The 16,658-nt window shown below is 65.1% G+C and carries 15 protein-coding genes; 7 read left to right on the top strand and 8 right to left on the bottom strand.

Features of this window, described 5'->3' with window-relative positions:
* The 5 genes from OXG30_09920 to OXG30_09900 all read left to right on the top strand — a co-directional run.
* Nucleotides 1–275 (top strand): hypothetical protein (locus OXG30_09920; GenBank protein ID MCY4135212.1); only part of this gene is annotated, 275 nt, incomplete at its 5' end.
* Nucleotides 276–556: 281 nt separating this feature from the next.
* Nucleotides 557–2,668, top strand: coding sequence for a hypothetical protein (locus OXG30_09915; protein MCY4135211.1), 2,112 nt, complete (start codon nt 557–559; stop codon nt 2,666–2,668).
* Between the two features lie 188 nt (nt 2,669–2,856).
* On the top strand, nt 2,857–4,266 hold the full coding sequence (locus OXG30_09910; GenBank protein MCY4135210.1) for a hypothetical protein: 1,410 nt from the start codon (nt 2,857–2,859) through the stop codon (nt 4,264–4,266).
* A 330-nt stretch (nt 4,267–4,596) separates the two neighbouring features.
* Entirely contained in the window at nt 4,597–5,616 is a 1,020-nt protein-coding gene (locus OXG30_09905) for a hypothetical protein (GenBank protein ID MCY4135209.1), read from the top strand.
* A 149-nt stretch (nt 5,617–5,765) separates the two neighbouring features.
* Complete coding sequence (locus OXG30_09900; GenBank protein MCY4135208.1) at nt 5,766–7,898, top strand: hypothetical protein; 2,133 nt, start codon at nt 5,766–5,768, stop codon at nt 7,896–7,898.
* Between the two features lie 39 nt (nt 7,899–7,937).
* On the opposite strand, the gene OXG30_09895 is transcribed toward OXG30_09900, so the two are convergent.
* The 3 genes from OXG30_09895 to OXG30_09885 form a co-directional block, all read right to left on the bottom strand.
* Nucleotides 7,938–9,125, bottom strand: coding sequence for a hypothetical protein (locus tag OXG30_09895; GenBank protein ID MCY4135207.1), 1,188 nt, complete (start codon nt 9,123–9,125; stop codon nt 7,938–7,940).
* A gap of 377 nt (nt 9,126–9,502) precedes the next feature.
* The gene (locus OXG30_09890) at nt 9,503–9,718 is read right to left on the bottom strand and encodes an AlpA family phage regulatory protein (protein MCY4135206.1); all 216 of its coding nucleotides are present in this window, start codon (nt 9,716–9,718) and stop codon (nt 9,503–9,505) included.
* 145 nt (nt 9,719–9,863) lie between these two features.
* Entirely contained in the window at nt 9,864–10,283 is a 420-nt protein-coding gene (locus OXG30_09885) for a helix-turn-helix domain-containing protein (GenBank protein ID MCY4135205.1), read from the bottom strand.
* A 407-nt stretch (nt 10,284–10,690) separates the two neighbouring features.
* Here OXG30_09885 and OXG30_09880 point away from each other — a divergent pair, with 407 nt between their 5' ends.
* On the top strand, nt 10,691–11,974 hold the full coding sequence (locus OXG30_09880; protein ID MCY4135204.1) for a DUF4143 domain-containing protein: 1,284 nt from the start codon (nt 10,691–10,693) through the stop codon (nt 11,972–11,974).
* A gap of 79 nt (nt 11,975–12,053) precedes the next feature.
* Nucleotides 12,054–12,230 carry a hypothetical protein gene (locus OXG30_09875; protein MCY4135203.1) on the top strand — a complete coding sequence of 59 codons (177 nt, stop codon included), beginning with the start codon at nt 12,054–12,056 and terminating at the stop codon, nt 12,228–12,230.
* 16 nt (nt 12,231–12,246) lie between these two features.
* Here the strand turns inward: OXG30_09875 and OXG30_09870 are convergent, their stop codons facing one another.
* From OXG30_09870 to OXG30_09850, 5 genes are all read right to left on the bottom strand, one after another.
* Nucleotides 12,247–13,494: a DUF4143 domain-containing protein gene (locus OXG30_09870; GenBank protein ID MCY4135202.1), complete on the bottom strand. Its 1,248-nt coding sequence runs from the start codon at nt 13,492–13,494 to the stop codon at nt 12,247–12,249.
* A 114-nt stretch (nt 13,495–13,608) separates the two neighbouring features.
* Nucleotides 13,609–14,259 (bottom strand): potassium channel family protein, encoded by a 651-nt coding sequence (locus OXG30_09865; GenBank protein ID MCY4135201.1) that lies wholly within the window; start codon nt 14,257–14,259, stop codon nt 13,609–13,611.
* Nucleotides 14,260–14,466: 207 nt separating this feature from the next.
* The gene (locus tag OXG30_09860) at nt 14,467–15,348 is read right to left on the bottom strand and encodes an SDR family NAD(P)-dependent oxidoreductase (GenBank protein MCY4135200.1); all 882 of its coding nucleotides are present in this window, start codon (nt 15,346–15,348) and stop codon (nt 14,467–14,469) included.
* Between the two features lie 23 nt (nt 15,349–15,371).
* The gene (locus tag OXG30_09855) at nt 15,372–15,599 is read right to left on the bottom strand and encodes a hypothetical protein (GenBank protein ID MCY4135199.1); all 228 of its coding nucleotides are present in this window, start codon (nt 15,597–15,599) and stop codon (nt 15,372–15,374) included.
* Between the two features lie 17 nt (nt 15,600–15,616).
* Nucleotides 15,617–16,420 (bottom strand): maleylpyruvate isomerase family mycothiol-dependent enzyme, encoded by an 804-nt coding sequence (locus OXG30_09850; GenBank protein ID MCY4135198.1) that lies wholly within the window; start codon nt 16,418–16,420, stop codon nt 15,617–15,619.
* Nucleotides 16,421–16,658 lie beyond the last annotated feature (238 nt).

Below are 16,658 nucleotides of genomic sequence, written 5' to 3'. Positions count from 1 at the left end.
CACCCGGCCGCGGACCCTCAGATCACGCCCGATACACAAAATTCCTGACAGACCCGACGGTCCCGGTCATTGCCGCATTGGACGACAGCGCCGAATTGGTGCGCAAGGCCCAGGGGTGGCTGGACCGCGCCAAGTGGGTGCGGGCCAAGGCCGTCCAGTCAGCTCTCGCTGCGGGCTACAGCCTCCGCACGGTGGCTGAGATCGCTCGGATAGCACCTTCCACCGCACTGAGGCTGGGCTCCCAGGAGCTCCCGGCTGAACCCCCGCCTGCATAGTCGGACTGCTGCCAGATTCGGTGTCTGTTGGAGGCTTCTTTCGAGGTCTTGCAGGCCTGCGGTGTCATCCCCGGCCTGTTCGCGGAGTCCGGAACTGTCAGCTGCTCGGGTGGTGCCAGTTTCTGCACGGCATGATCGCTGGCGTTCTGGAGGGTTTCTTGCTCTCTTCTTGGGTGCAGGTGTGGCTTGGTGCTTGTGATTCGCTCTCTCAGGTCCGGATGACGTGGGGGGAGGCTGCGGCGCGGCGGGAGGGGAACTCGGGGGGAGGCCGGGTCGTCTAAATGGGTGTGAGGGTGTTGGCGGTGTTCTTGGCCGCGGCGGTGCTCGCGGTGGGCTGTGGCGGGGCGGGCTCCGGCGATGTGGTGGTTGGTGGGGTCGAGCCCGCACCGTTGGGGGCCGGGCCGCAGGATGGGCCCGACGTTCCGGCCGGTTTGGCGAATTGCGAGGATGTGCCGGAGCTGAGGTCGCGACTCGAGGGCACCCTCGGTGCCACCCGGAATGCCGATCCGATCGTCAAGGGCGTGTTGGCCACCTATGCGATGGAGCACCCTGACACACACGCCGGGCGGTGGACCGACCGTGACAGCGGTGGGGTGCTGATGATCGCTTTCACCGACGACCCCGAGCCGCACCGGGCCGCGATCTTGGCCCGGCGCCCCTCCCCCGACGACTACCCCGCCGTGGACCCGCGTCCGCCGATCACCGATCACCGGCCTCTGGGCGAGCGCGACGACGTGGTGATCGACGTGGTGCAGGCCCGGTTCAGCGAACTGGAGGTGGAAGCCATGCGGGACGAGATCTGGGAGTCCATCTCGCGGGAGGACTGGAACGGATTCGGTCTGGACGGCACGGGATACGACATCAAGCGCCAGCGGGTGACCCTTTATCTGGTGAACCCGCCGGTGGGCGCGCTGGCCGAGATCGCGGAGCGGGTGCCGGACCAATCGGCGCTGTGCGTGGATGTCACCCGCACACCGCAGCCCCCGGCGGGGCCGTTGGACGTGATCCCGGATCTGGCTGTGGAGGATCCTCTGGTGTCGTGTGCGGGAACTCCTGTGGTGCGTTACTCGCAGTTGATCGACCCGCCATCCATCGACGAGGTTCACCATCCGGCGGTGGACGCGCTGCGGGCCGAGTTGGACGCCGATGTGGACGAGCATTTGCCGCGGGGTCGATGGGTCGTGATCAGCATCAACGACCACAGCGCCACGTTCGCGGCCCTGTGGGGCGACAGCTTCGGTGTCGCCGGCGTCGAGCGGCGCGGCGACCGGTGGATCTTCTCGGGGCATGCTTCGGGCCTGCCGTGCGAGCCGGTGATCCCGTTGCCGCCCGGGCTTGCCCGCGTCGAGGTGCAACTCGACATCGACTCGATGCCCGGTCCCGCCGACACCACCATTGATGTGCTGGTTACCGAGCAGGGATGCGCCAGCAGCCGCGTGATGGGAGACGCGCTCAGAGGCCCCCAGGTCATCGAGACCGGCGAAGCCGTGCTGGTGGCCTTTGCCGTGGTGCCCGTCGCAGGAATGGCCACCTGCCCGGACAACCCGTCCGCAGCGGTGAGCGTCGAACTCTCGCGGCCGCTGGGCGAGCGCTGGGTGTACGACGGGCTCCACTTCCCGCCCAAACCCCTGACAGCGACGGGCGATCCGGCGATGTCGGTGGAGTGGCGCGATTCGTTCCCGTGTCTCGCCGGGTCGTCATTCGCCAGCGATGACACGCCTGAGGTTCCTGGCATCGACAGTGCCGGCAGGTCCAATGCTGGGGGTTTCGAGACCGCCAACGGGGCGCTGCTGGCCCAACTCGGGGATCTGTCAGAGCCCCTCTATGACATCAAGGTCGCCGAGCGCGGCCACGGGTACGACAAATGGCGGATCGCAATCGAGGACTCCGACGGCACTATACACCTCGGCACTGTGCAGGCCCGCCGCGTCGGCGGCGGGCTGTGGCAGATCGAACACGCCCGATGGTGCCTGACCAGCGACAGCAACAGCGCCACCGTCAAGCAAAACGTGGCCCGCGAGCACGAAGAGCTTCAGGCGCCGGCCGCCTTCTCGGAATGCCCAATGACATCGGCGGCCGAACACGAGGTGCCCGAACCGCCCGACGAGGGGTTCCCAACGCCCGGCGCGGCCCTGCGGGCGAGCCTGAGCCCCCTGCCGACCGCGCCCTACACAATCAGGGCGTCAACATCGACCGACGACGCGGTGCGCTGGGACATCACGATGCCCCGCGGGCAGTGGGGACTGACCTACGGCCGCAAAGCCGCGGTCGAGGACAACGGCTGGAGGCTGCGCACCGACGAGTGGTGCCACATGGAACTCGACCGGCTTCTGGACAGCCATCAAGAAGGCTGGACACCGCCCAGAACACACGATCAGGACGGGGTGCCATGACCGTCACAGGCCCAAAGTGCAGCGAGCAAATGAAGGGCCACAAGCCAGCCAATGGGGCATGGAAGACTGGTCTGAGCAATGAACGCCCAAGGGGGAATATCCGAGCGGCGACTCTTGTCGCCGCCGCCCTTGGCCTCTTGACTGGCGGGCTCACAGGGTGCGGCTCATCGGGATCCAGCGAGGTAATCGTGGCCGATTCGCCGGCCGCGCCCGAAGACGCTTTCAGCCGCGCGGACAGCAGAGCAGCCGTCTCTGAGGGCGTTTCCTCCGGGTCAGCGCTCAAATGGGTCGAGTTCGATCCCCTCGGCGTGTTCGGGCCGAATCACGCCGAGATCAATTCCATCGAGCCGGTGGGCGACGGGCGGGTGATCGCCCGGGCCTTTGCCTCAGGCCGGCACTCGGCGCTGGTTTCTGGCGACGGGTCGAGTTGGTCCGAGGTTCCCTTGCCGGCTGCCCTCGACCGGCTCGACAGCATCGACATCGCCGGAGACCGCTGGCTGGTCGCCGGCCGCGACCAGAGTGGGTCGAAGCCCGTCACGCGGGCATTCTTCTCCGACGACCAGGGCACCGACTGGGCCGAGTTGGACTTCCGCGCCGGCGCAGGCCCCAGACCCCGTTTGTTGGTAGCAGCCATGGTTTCTCAGGAGCGCATGGTGTTGGCGGTCAAGCAGGACAAGCTGGCTTTGACCGAGCTGATTGTGGCTCGGGGCTTTGTCCATGACGAGGAGGAGGTCATTGCCACAAGCGTGGAGGGAACCACGTTGACGTTCACGGTGGAAGGCTCTTCGGCGCCCGACAGCTTTGAGCTGACCGGAGATGAGTCAGCAATGCTGTCTGATCCGATCGGCAGCCGCCTCTTGGTCTTCTACAGCGACGGGGGCTCCCCCGAGCTGGTGGCCGACTACCCGGGCGGACTGCATGCGTACGGCTATGGCGCAGCCGACGGCTTCCGCCTGTTCGTCGTCTTCGGATCCCCGGCGGGTTCCGAAGACGACTTGTTGGTCTTCTCGCCTGACGGGCGCCATTGGAGCGCGACTACTGCCGATTTCGAGAACTACCAGATCGGCGAGAATCCGGAGGGGCTCCTTTGGTCAACTGGCGGTGTGGGCGGGCAGTACCGGGTGGAGCGTTTCGACGGTGTCTGGGGCCCAGACCAGGTGCTTCCCATCCCCGATGGAGTCAGCTCGGTCGAAGCGCTGGCCGTGGGCCCAGCGGGCATACTCGCGCTCGCCGATCCAGACACTGCGTTGGACATTGCGGCGGATTCCGGCGAGCTGACCGAGTTCGACAAGGCTGGGAAATGGATCGGCTGGTCAAAAGACGGGACCAACTGGCAGTGGCAGACCGTGGCCGACGCCTTCAACCTCACAGGGCTCGCCAACGGTGGGATTGAGGTCTCCGACGTCGATCTTGCCGTCGGAGACGACTATGCCGTCGCTCTTATCAAATTGATTCAAACCATGGATGTCCAGGCGTGTGAATCTGCACTCCCGGCCGATTCGTTCGAAAGGAGAGCTCCCGCTGCATCTGCGCCGACTTCCACCTCCACTTGCGAAATCCCGCATCCCTCGCGCTGGTTCATCGCCAAGGCGGGCTGAGCGGCAAGTGAGGAGTTTGCAACTCCTGAACGTACACCAGCTTCTTCTTGACAGAGAATCGATGACATATAGCGGGACTGCAAGACGCTCCTTTGGTGGGATTGGAGCGGTTGTGGGCATGCCCTGGAACCGACCGTGGTCGGTGGTCGTCAAATTATCGTGGGTGCTGTGAGGTTCAGCCTAAGAATTCTCTGTGCGGCGGTGCTGGGCTTGGCCTGTTGCGGTCCGGACATGCCGATTGATCTGGCCGATCGCGGCGGCTGGGTGAGGCTGCCCGACCCACCGTTGAGTGGCCGAGACGATGCGAACGTTGTCGGCGTCGGGGACCAGGTGATCGTGTTCGGCGGCACTGACTACTTGTGCCCCCCAGGCGCTGATTGCAGTATCGGCGACTCGGTCGCCTTTGCTGATGGGGCGGCTTTCGATCGCTCGTTGAACGAGTGGCGTCCGATCGCGGACCTGCCGGTTGCGACGCTCCTTGCCAACACTGCTGTGGTCGGCGACCAGGTGTTCGCCCTCACCCGAGGCTTCGGGGCGGTGAGGCGCGAGCTGGTGTCCTACCACATGGGCGACGACGCCTGGAACAAGGTCGGCCTGCCGTTTGAGGCCTTCCCGCACGGTTCGTGGTCAATTGCCGCCGTCGGCGACAAAATCGTGTTGTATGCAACGACCGATGAGAACGGGACGGCGCCGGACTGGGAATTTGACCCCGCGCTCGAGTCGTGGAGGGAATTGCCCGACGATCCCCTCGGCCCTGGCTTCAATCGATCGATGGTGTGGAATGGCGAAGCGCTCTTTCTCTTCGACAAGGCGCTGGTTGACTCTCCCGGCGGCGCCGACGGGCCTTCCTACACCCGAGCCGCCCGATACCAAAACGGTGCCTGGCCCGCCCTGCCGACCGCTGACACAATTGGCCCCGGCCCGGAATTGGTCGATGGGCATCGGTTGATCGCGCCGGTTCTCGGCTGCGCCGACGGCGGCACCAACAACAACTTCGACCGATGCATACCCTACGGTGCGGTATTCGACACGACCGCCAACGAGTGGAGCGAGCTCCCGAAAGCGCCAGGACAGGGCCGCAAGGGCATCTGGGTCAACGGCGGCGTCTCGGACACCGACCTGGTCGCCCGAAGCACGAGAGGCCCGTTCTTTGATGCCACCACCGATGAGTGGTTCGACCTCCCACCGCTCGACCCCGAATCCGACCCGGGCTCAAACGATCCCAACAATCAAACGTTCATTGCACGCCGAGCCGCGTCAATAAATGATGCGACCATGGTCGTCGGCGGCGCCGAGTACGGACCCGGCGGCGGCGCCCTGCTCGCAGACGCGTTCATGTGGACTCCCTGATGCGCACAACCTCGACAACTCAGAAGCTGGCTAGTCTCCGAATTCACTATCGCTTGCTTCGAGGTCTTGCAGTCACCATCGCATCTTTGATGGCGGTTGCATGCGGTACCAGTACCGATACTGATGAAGCATTTGCCTATACCTACGATTTGTACTTTCAGTCATTCGCTATCGAATACAATCCAGCCGCCACTGTCGAGGATCTGGCCGAGCGCTCAACAATCGTCGTTGAAGCCACGCTGATTGATGTCGAGAACGGCCGCTTTTTTGGCGCTTCTGAGACTGAACCTGAAGGCGTGACCCTCAACCTCGAGTTTGATGCAGGCGACAAGACAAGATATTTCGTTCAGGTGCCCAGGCCAATGGACTCGGATGTCGAGCAATTGCGCTCCATACTGCCTATCGGTTCTCAAAGTGTCATTTACCTACAGCCAAACAACGATCCCCTCGAAGGCGTTTGGCACAACACTCGGGCCGACGGCAACGAGTGGTACTTCACCACGCCGCAAGGTTGGATCCTTGACCATCCGGAACGGGGAATTGTATTCCCGCTTGTAGACAACGAGTCTGAACCACCATTTCCTGAAGTTCCCGCCGACATAAGCGACGATCTAAGCAACTGGCTCGTTGGCGAGGATGCGGTTGATCCCACTGCCCCACCCATTCCCTCTCCGGCGCAGAGCGTGCCTGCTGACGCTATCGAAGAGGAGGCGGCGACTCCGCCCGCTCCCGCTGCCGAGTCGGATGTGCCCGAATTCGCTCCCGCGGGCACTCCCGAGGCAATCTCCACCGGGCCGGCGCTCACCTGGACAGCGTTCGATCCTGATGAGGCTCTCGGCCCGGATTGGGACGAGTTGATCCGACTCGAGTCGGTCGGCGACGGGCGGGTGCTGTTGTCAACGCTTCGTCCCGGTGACAACCGGGTGATGGTCACCAAGAACGGCGTGGACTGGGCTGAGGTCCCCATGCCGTCCGACAGCTTCCTTCCCCGGCACATCGACGTCGGCGGCAGCCGCTGGCTGGTCTCGGGACTGGTCCTGGACAGCGCGGAGCCCGTCGAGGTCCCCGCCGTTCAGGTCTTCTTCTCCGACGACCGAGGGGCCTCGTGGACTGAGCTGGACTTCAGCGCCGATGCCCCCGATGGCGTTTCGGGGTCAGTCGCCGCGATGGCTGCCGGAGAACGCATGGTGGTGGCCGCGTGGTTTCCCGCGCCACCCGATGCTGCCGAGCCCCAAGACCAGCCGTTTCGTCCCCCCAACGTGGTTCTTCTCCGCCTCGGCGTCTTCTTCAGCGACGGCGGCCCTGCTGAGCTGGTGGCCGAGTATCCGAGCTGGGATGCGACCGGCTATGGCGCGTCCGATGGCTTCTATCTGACCCTGTTCGGCGATGAACGGAGCATCCGCCTGTTCTCACCCGATGGCCGCCAGTGGAGCGAGAGTCCCGTCGAGGTTGGGGACTTTGAGGGCACCGCGTTCAGCACGGGTGATTCGGGGGTGATCTGGACCACCGACCCGTCCTACGGCCCGCTCCGCGTGGAGCGCTTCCCCGGCGTTTTCGGTCCTGCTCCGGTGGCGACCCTCCCCGGCGGCATCAGCTGGATCAGCGGCCTGTCAGTCGGTCCCGCGGGCGTCGCCGCCGTAGCCCAGCCGGGGACGCCCATCGGATCCCTAACTTTCCCTGAATTGCGGATTGAAAAGGACGGCTACGAGCTGCGCTACAACGAGCCTGAAGGCGGCATCACCCTGTGGGACTTGTCGCAAGACGCCGCGGTATACGTATTCGACCTGGATGATTTCGACGAGGAGAACCCGCTGCCCGAAGGCGTGCGGCAGGTTGAAGTCGGCGACAACGGCGACAACTTCGACGACCTGATTGTATTCTTGGACCCCGACACCGGCGACGACCTCGTGGCGTTCAGCCGCGAGGAGCTGTTCCTGTGGATAATGAGCGCTTTCGGCGACCCCGCAACCGATCTGGCCGCCCGACTCGAGCGGCCTGGACCAGTGGTGGGCTGGTCGGCCGACGGCACCAACTGGGCGTGGCAGACATTTCCCGACGCCTTCGGCCTCACCGGCCTCACCGCAGAAGAGAACGCGTTCACCAGCGTCAATGTGGCCGTCGGCGGCGATTTCGTGATCGCCCAAGTGGTGACCTACCGGGCCAGCGACATCCGGACCTACGGCCCCGATGGTTCCGACGCACTGCCCGGCGAAGACGGCCGGTCGACAAGCACGAGCTCTTCTCCCCAACCCCCGCGCTGGTTCATCGCCAGGGTCAGATGAGGAACGCCCGGGGAGGTGAAAGCGCCTGAACGCCACTGTTCAAGGCACTCGGACGAGAAAGCACCGGGGCTCGGGCAATCGAGTAAACCCCCCGCGAAAGCCAGGGCGCAATCGATTGCCGGCGCCTCGGTCGGCGGGTGCCGCCCTTGAGATGCCCGTTGCCCGCACTCTGGCAAGGATGAAATCCCCTCCTGCAGCCAGTTCCAAATCGAGCACCTTGTGAGGGTCGATTCCGAATGCCTCAACAGATCGCTGCCATCCCCACTCGCTGCCGTCAGCGGACCAGCCCACCCAGATGTTGCCCGCCGAGACCGACCCGTCGGAGGCTGTGCGATTGGCCTTGTCGGCGGGCAAAACAGCAGCGGCCAACCCGGCCGGCCCCGAAGAGAAGCTCTTGAGGTCTTCGATGCCGTCTAGGAAAGCAGCTGGAGTTCTGCCATCTCCACAGCTGATGCAGTCGATCCGGATTCCCCCGACAACAGCACTTGCGGCCCAAAGCCTGCCACCTCGTCCGTCTGCCCACTGCATTACTTCGCCCAAGGGCTCCGTGGTCCAGTCTCTTCCGTCCCGAGAGCAAAGCAGCGCATCCCGACTGCCTTGCGCGCCCAGAACAAAACCCTCGTTTGCGCCCGCCCCCGTGACGTTCCACGCCCACTGATGGTGCTCGGCCTGCTGCTCGGCGACCGAGCCGCTGCCGGAGTAGACCCTGATCACCGCCCGTCCACGGGCCGACAGCACATCCTGCTGCTCAGCACACAGACCCAGGGCGCCAAACGACGCGAACCGCTCCTCTCGCATCCGGCTAGAGGAGCTTTTGGACACGAACTCCAAAGCAACGCCGTCGTCTGTCATCGACCAGTTCATGAGCGTCGTTCCCTCGGGCCGCAAGCCCCGGTCGACCAAGAGAGCTTCGAAGTCCAACTCGGTGCGGCATCGAATGACAACCACAACTTGTGAGCCCGATGCCACTGCCTCAAGCACCTCGGATTCCTCGGTCACGAACGGCGGCAACGGCTCAGCGCGAAGGGGCAACTCCACGTCAATCTCGACCCACGAGTCACCACGATCATCCGAGAACCAAACCCGGTCACCACACCAGTCCTGCTGGGGAGACCGGGCAATCTGGAACGGGCCCGGTGTCTCGCTGTAGACATCTCGGCCATAGATCACCCACCGATCGCCGGACAAGTCCACGCTGGCGGCCGCACGAGAATCGAGATCAGCCAACTGGAACCCGCGAGGAACCCGAAGCTCGGCCCACGAAATGCCATCAGTCGTCGCAACAAGCTGGATCGGAACATCAGGCCCGTTATAGAGGCGGCGCAGAATATGCCCGCCTCCAACAGACTCCAGATGATGGAACAAATCGAACCGATCAGGCCCCGAATCAACCTCAACCCAACGAAGCGGCGCCGCACTCGACAGCTCTTCAGTAGAAATCCGCACGCGCAAAACAGCCTAGGTGCCACCATTCAAGACATCGGAATCCATTGTGTGATGGCATCGCCACATCAGCGCAACGGGTCCCAGAGCAACGGTGCCAAAGGCCCACCCGTTCCAGGGAGGCGGGCATCGCATCAGGTGGTGAGTTCTGGGGTTGAGCCTCAGTGCTGGTCGCCGGTGGCGCGTGGCCGTGAGGCGAGCCATGCGTCAATCTCTGATGCATACCAGCGTACGGCGCGCCGCCCCACGCGGATCGGTTCGGGAAACAGTCCATCGCGCATGAACCTGTAGATCGAGCTAGTAGACAGGCGGCAGAGCGCCTCCACCTGACGGCGGGTCAAGAGCGCATTGCGGCGATCACAAATGTCAGTTTCCATGTCCACCACTCTGCTATGCCGCACCGGTCGGAACCGGTTGCCAGCACACAGGGGACCGGTCGGAACCCTCAGGAAGCGACTGAGCTTCCCCCCTAATCGTGGAGAGGTTGGTTGTGGGGATTGGGGGTGTGGGTGAGTTCGTATTCTATGGATGGGACCATGCCGATGGCGGAGTGGGGGCGGCGGCGGCGATGGGGCCGGTGATGCGCCGGTGGGCGGTGACCGACAGCGCGTAGCGGGAGCAGTCGTCGAGCCAGGTGATGACCTCGACAGTCGAGCCGTCTGAGAGGCGCCAGAGGCAGAAGTCGGACTGCCGGCACTCGTTGGGCAGGTCGGTGGCGAACCGCACATAGGAGGACTTGGGCCGCTTTTTGGGGTTGGCGTCGACGAGGCCGCGCTCGGCGAGGCGCCGTGACCGGGCCTCGAAAGCGGCGTCGCCCTCGGCGCGGTATCGGGCGACCCAGCGCGACACCGTCGACTCAGAGACTCCGTGGTGCCTGGCTGTTTCGGCCTGGGTCCGCCCCTCGAGCACCACCGACAGGATTGCTGCGCGCCGCTTCGACATGGCGCCACAATCGCGGCCCCCTAACCTTGCACATGTCTTGACTCATCCCTTGCACATGCCCTGAACCACCACAGCTAGCTGGAGGTCCACGCCGAATTCGCAGCGGTAGGCGTTCAATAGAGCCTCCTGCTGGGCGATCAGACCTGTCAGAGGTCCCAGACGCCCCCCGCAGCGGGCGGCACCACCCCCCGAGCCCTCAAACGACAGGGGGACAAAGCCCTACCCGCCGCGGCGAGCAACCAGCCCCCAACACTCCCACGCTAGAGACCACCCAACAACGTAAGGGGGGGGGGGCGATCAACGCGCGGTCATTCACCTTCAGAACGCGTTATGAGAATTTAGCAGAGTGCGCTATCATTTGTGCCCAAAACGCTTTGTAATGCTCTAGGGAAGCGGGGATGCGATCTATGGCTGAGGTGGCTGCCACGCTCACGATGCCCGGGTATTTGCCCCGCATCGCGGGCCGAGAAGTCGAGAGCGCGCTTCGCAGGCGGGGGGCGGTCCTCATTGAGGGGGTGCGGGGGTGCGGCAAGACTTGGATGGCGCGGCACTTCGCCCGCAGCGAGGTCCGCCTTGACGACGAGGCGGCGCTTTTGCTGGCTTCGGCTGATCCTGTGGAGGTGCTTCGAGGAGCTACTCCCCGGCTGCTGGACGAGTGGCAGAACGCCCCGCACCTGTGGAACAGGGTGCGCCGGGAGTGCGATGACCGGCCTGAGCCCGGCCAGTTCATACTCACCGGTTCGGCCGTTCCGCAAGACGATGTGACCCGCCACACCGGTACCGGTCGCATCAGCCGGGTTCTGCTGCGGCCGATGTCTTTATGGGAGACAGGGCAATCGACCGGAATCGTCTCGCTGGAGAAGCTGTTCGACGGCGAAGCCGTCTCCTGTCTGCGAGACGAGGCGGTGCGCTTGCGAGACATCGCCACTGCGATATGCGTCGGCGGCTGGCCCCAGAACCTCGGCCATAGCGAGGATGACGCCTTGGCGTCGGTGGGCGACTATGCCAATGAGATCGCCCGCGTTGACATCCCCTCCGGCAACGGCGTGAGGCACGACCCGACCATGGTGCGGCGGCTCTTGGCGTCGATCTCCCTCAACGTGGCCACCGAGGCCAAGACGACCAAGCTGGCGGCCGACATGGACATCGGCCATCCCCCGGCCCGCAATACCGTTGCCGCCTACCTAGACGCTTTGCGCCGCATCTTCGTTGTCGAGGACCAGCCTGCCTGGGCGGTGAGCCTCCGGTCGAAGGCCACCCTGCGGAAAGAGGCCAAGCGGCACTTCGCCGATCCCTCATTGGCTGCTGCCATGCTGGGGGCCACCCCTGAGCGGCTGATGTCCGACCTTACGGCTTTCGGCTGCTTGCTCGAATCGCTGGCTGTGCGCGATCTCCGCATCTACAGCCAAGCGCAGCGCGCCACCGTCTTCCACTACCGCGACAGCGGCGGGCTGGAGGCCGACGCCATCATCGAACGCGCCGACGGCTCATGGGTCGCCGCCGAAGTTAAGCTCAACACCAGCCCCAAAGTCATCGACAGCGCCGCCAAAACGCTGCTCCGCCTCAAGCAGAAGACGACCCGCCAGCGCACAGCCAGCATGGCGGCCCTGTTGGTGATAACCCCCACCGGCGCCGCCTACCGCCGCCCCGACGGCGTGCAAGTCGCCCCCATCACCGCACTCGGCCCCTAACCGGACCGCAAAATGAGCGGTGGTCAGCGCCGACCACGTCTACCGGGTGGACGGGTAGCTGCCGCCGGGGGCGCTGTTCGTGGTGCGGAGCGCGCATGGGGAGATGCACCAGGGCGACATGGGGATCACCGCGGAGCGCTCCAGCGACGACTTCGACGTTGATGCCGACGGCATCTTCAGCTTCGTGGCCCCCCAGCAGCGCGCCGCCCAGATCGCCACTCGCCGTCGATCCCGGGCCCTCCGCTTCCGCCGCTAGCCCCTGCGCCGTCTGCTCACTGGGTCCCGTTCGCAGTCCAGAGTGTTGAGATTGGGGCGGCGACGATCCGGTCGTCGAGTTCGATGGTGTCGTAGCCAGTGTGGAGCACTACACCGGCTACGAACGATTCGCCCACGCTGTCCCGGAGCCACATCAGGTGGCGGGCGTCGCTTCGGCGCACGCCGGCCGCGGCTTTGACCTCGATGCCGATCAGGCGTCCCCGGGGCAGTTCGGCGATCACATCGACTTCTCGCCGACCGTTGTGGTCTCGCAAGTGCGAGAGCCGATAGCGCATATCGGCCACGGCCGCCTCGGCCCGAAGCTGGGCGACAACGAAGGTGTCGATCAGGGCGCCGGTTAGCACGCCATCGCCCAAGGCATCTTCACGGCCCACCTCGAGGATTCCGGCCATCAGCCCTGAGTCCACCAAATACCGTTTGGGGGTGCGGCTCAGACGCTTGAGCCGGTTCGTGGACCATGCGCCGAGGTGGTCGACCACAACCAGGTCGCTGAGAAGCTGCTCATAGGATTGAGCCGTGCGGCGGTCGACCCCAGCCGCCTCATAGATGGTCTTGTGCTGGGGGGTACCGGCTGAGTTGATCGCCAGCGCCTCCAGATACCTGCGCAGCCGAAGTGAATCAGGCGCGAGACCGTGGGAGCGGGCGTCTCGAAGGGCCACCTGATCGGCGTAGCTGGCCAGCCAGCGCTGAGCGCCAGCCTCGCCGAGATCGAGCGCGGGTTCCGGGAAGCCACCTAGAAGCGCCAGGCCCAGATAGTCCGCCACATCGAGCGGCGGGTCGGCACCCACAAGCCCCTCTCCTGCTGCGACACGGTCAATGAAGGGGCGGGGAGGTGTGCCCAAAGCCTCGGCCACTGTCAGGGGATGCATGGCCAGCATCACAACGCGTCCGGTGCCGGGCCACAGCCGCTCATCGGTGTTGGAGCGTGCCGAGCCGGTGATGAGGAATCGCCCTGGTCGCCGCTCGGAGTCCACGGCGCGCTTCACCGCTCCCATAACGGCCGGGACCTCCTGCCACTCGTCGAGCAGCACCGGCTCGGCCCGGTTGCGCAAGGCGGCATCGGGGTCGGCGCGCAACGCGTCGGAACCCTGTTCAGTGTCGAGTCTCATCACGGTGGCGGCGTGGCGAGCGGCGGTGGTGGTCTTCCCGCAGGCGCGCGGCCCGACAAGCATCACCGCCGGAAACTCTGCCAGGTATTCGTCAAGCAGGCCATCAACCAGACGAGGCCGGTAGACAGAGGACATCCGGGGATTCTAGCGCGAAACGACACTAAATGCTGTGCTAGCACGGTATCTGATGCTGTTGCTGCACTCACTATGCCCCCATCCCCAAACACGGTTAGCCAGCGGCGGGGTTGCTCAGGCGTCTTTTTTGTTGGTTGCCATTCCGGCTACCAGTCGGGCTACGGCGATGGCGATGTAGAACTGTCCGGCCATGGCCTCCAGGGTTACCAGCGTCCGGCCGCTTGATGCCGCCGGGGTGAGGTCGCCGAAGCCGAGCGTGGTCAGGGTGACGAAGCTGAAGTAGACGGCCGATTCAGGAGTGAGCGCTTCGCCCGACGACAAGAACGGGTCGGCGGCGATGCGGTCGATCAGTATGTAGAGGCTGGCAAACGAGTACCCGATGAGCAGGTAGGCGCACGCCGAGGCCGCTATCGAGGTGGTGTCGGGCAGGGGCCGCGACAGCACCTGCCTGGAGATGGTGACCGCGGCGACGATGCCTATCGCCAGCAAGATGGCCGGGCCGATGCGGGCATTGCCTTGGCCCGTCACAGCAAGCTCAATCGCGGTGGCGGCACCAAACCCGGCCAGCAGCGCCCATGCCTTGACCCGGCCCACGGCCAGTGCAGACGACTCGATGAGCGTTCCGGTGATGAGAGCCAAACCGACGATGCCCGCAGTCGCCGTCAGCGCATCGACACCGGTGGCCGACAGCGCCACCATGGCTGTACACAAGGCCAGGATGACGTCATACCGCTCCTCGCCGAGGACGCGAACAAGTTGAAGCAACGGGACTCTCAACATTCCCGCCACGAAACACCTCCCGTAATGACAATTTCCGCCACGCTAGACCAAATGGCCGATGTGTATTCCCTATCTCTGCTCGGCCAACTACGGAGCAATCGGTAGGGATCGAGGCCGTTTCCGAGCCGACCGCCGTGGTGGCCACTCCCGAGGCCCAGGCCCTAGCTGAGCCGCGGTACGCGCCGGGCCGCATCAGTCGGCGAGTTGCTCCAAGAACTGGGTGACGGTTCTGTTGAGGTCGTAGTCGGCGGTGTCGATTTCAGACAGCCGGTCGTAGGCCTCGGCCATGTCGTCGGCTCGCTGTTCGGCGTAGGCCCGGGCATGGTAGTGAGTGGGGATCAGAAAGTGGCCCGCGGCGATTCCGTCGAAGGCCCGCTGGGCGACGGCTTCGGCGCTCATCCCCATCTGCTCCATAAATGCTCCTGCGCCTGGATCGTTGTCCGCGCTGCCGCCGAAGCGTTCGGGACGCTGGCGGGTGGCATTCCATAGAAGGCTTGCGGTGAGGCCGGGGCAAACAACGCTTATCCCAACGTGATCGGGCAGTTCGACTCGCAGAACATCGCACATTCCCAGCACCGCGTGCTTTGATGCGGTGTAGGGACCGGAGTTGGCGTGGGGAACGCCCACAGAGTGCTCCGAGCCGGTGGCCATGAGCCAGCCCTGTTCTTGGCCGGCGGACATGAGCCGACCGAAGCTCTGGAGTGTGTTTATCGTGCCCAACACGTTGACCCTGACCACCCACTCGGCATCGCTCGAAGCGGCATCCAACAGCGGCGCCATTGCCGACATCACTCCTGCGTTGGCGCACACCAGACCTGGGATGCCGTGGTCGGCAGCGATGGCTTGGGCTAGATCTTCCATCCCCGCCGCGTCGGTCACGTCGCACCGGTGGGCCGCCGCGGTGCCGCCCTGGGCGGCGATGCTCTCGGCCACGGCCTGGGCAGCCTCAAGGTCCACGTCTGTGACTGCGACATGGCTAGCGCCGCGGCCGGCGGCTTCCAGTGCCAGCGCCGCTCCGATTCCGCTGCCACCGCCGGTGACCACCACCGGCCTTCTCTCGACTTGAGCTCCCATAACCTTCTCCTGTTCTTCCTCGGTCAGTTTGCCCGAGCTTCGATCTGGTCCAGTATCGGCAGCAGGTATCTGATGAAGACCTCGGGGTTCTCCTGCATCGGGAAGTGCCCAACGTCGGCCACCTCGGTGTGGGTGGATCCGGCGATGCCCAGGCGCAGCCCGCCGGTCCAGTAGTGGACCGCCAAGCGCATCTCGCCGTCGGCGGCGCAGGCCGCGGCAAATGCAGCAGGGTCGGGAGCGGTGACAGTCATCGGGTTGTTGTTCGAGCTCAAACGATGTCCAAGGTGGACAAGAAGGCAGTTGCCACCGCCCTGTCGCCATCCACATCGCAAGCCGCATGCCACGCGGAGCGGCCCGTGCCCCACGACACGAAATCCACCGCCGACGAGGTGACCACAACCTCTGCTCCCCAGCCGGACTCCACGACCAGCCCGCCTTGGGGGTCGGGCCTTCGCACCGTCCATGCGCTTTCGCCGGGGCCGGTGAAGCTGATGGTGATCGGTGCCAGCAGGGAGTCGTCCAGCTCCGGGCCCTGCATCTGGGGCAACCCCCACATCATCCACTGAACCACCGGCAGCATCTCCTCGTGGGCCGGCGCGGGCAGCTCCCGCCGGATCGGGCCGCCGGGTGCGACGATGTCGTGGTACAGGTGGCAGAAGCAGTCGAACGACAGCCCGTTGGCCGCGGCGTGCATGGGATAGGTGCCCAGCCCGGGAATCTCAATCTCGGTGGAGGCCAGCGGCTCTTCTTGGAGCCCGGGCAGCCGCTCCAGCCGCTCAGCGCCAAAGCGCTCGAACTCGTCCACCACCTCGGCGATGGTCCAGCTTCGTCGGATGTCCACATGCACGTCGTGCTCCCGCTCCCGATTGGCGGGCAGAGGCAGCCGGTCTTCGGGCACCGGGAGCGGGTCGATCACGCTGCGGGCGCCTGCTCCGATGTGGGCGATCACATCTCGCACCCGCCACCCCGGACACGCCGACGGCGCCATCCACTCGGCATCGGTGAGCGTTCGGGTTACCTCGACGATCCTCTTGTGGAAGACCTCTAGGGCCGCAACTCCCTCAATGGTCACCGGCCCATGCTTGACTGCGAGCCAGAATCTGTCAAGGGGATGGTTAGAGACGGCAAAAGATGTGGTGTACGTTCGCCGACCTGTACCACGACCCCCACGTGAAGGCCCGCAAGATGCTGGTGGCGGTGGAGCACCCCGGCTCGGCCCGCCCCGTGATCACCCCCAACACGCCCATCCGGTTCGCCCAAACCGAAACTGGGGTGTACCGGCCCCGCCTCCAAGCTCGGCGAGCACACCG

The sequence above is a fragment of the bacterium genome, assembly GCA_026708015.1.
Lineage (GTDB): Bacteria > Actinomycetota > Acidimicrobiia > Acidimicrobiales > Bin134 > Poriferisocius.
This window is presented reverse-complemented; position numbering and strand designations above follow the sequence as displayed.

Bases quoted from the DNA above. Each gene is read 5' to 3' on its own strand.
- OXG30_09915 (MCY4135211.1), top strand. From the start codon at position 557: ATGGGTGTGAGGGTGTTGGCGGTGTTCTTGGCCGCGGCGGTGCTCGCG.
- OXG30_09890 (MCY4135206.1), bottom strand. From the start codon at position 9,718: ATGGAAACTGACATTTGTGATCGCCGCAATGCGCTCTTGACCCGCCGT.
- OXG30_09885 (MCY4135205.1), bottom strand. From the start codon at position 10,283: ATGTCGAAGCGGCGCGCAGCAATCCTGTCGGTGGTGCTCGAGGGGCGG.
- OXG30_09880 (MCY4135204.1), top strand. From the start codon at position 10,691: ATGGCTGAGGTGGCTGCCACGCTCACGATGCCCGGGTATTTGCCCCGC.
- OXG30_09870 (MCY4135202.1), bottom strand. From the start codon at position 13,494: ATGTCCTCTGTCTACCGGCCTCGTCTGGTTGATGGCCTGCTTGACGAA.
- OXG30_09860 (MCY4135200.1), bottom strand. From the start codon at position 15,348: ATGGGAGCTCAAGTCGAGAGAAGGCCGGTGGTGGTCACCGGCGGTGGC.
- OXG30_09855 (MCY4135199.1), bottom strand. From the start codon at position 15,599: ATGACTGTCACCGCTCCCGACCCTGCTGCATTTGCCGCGGCCTGCGCC.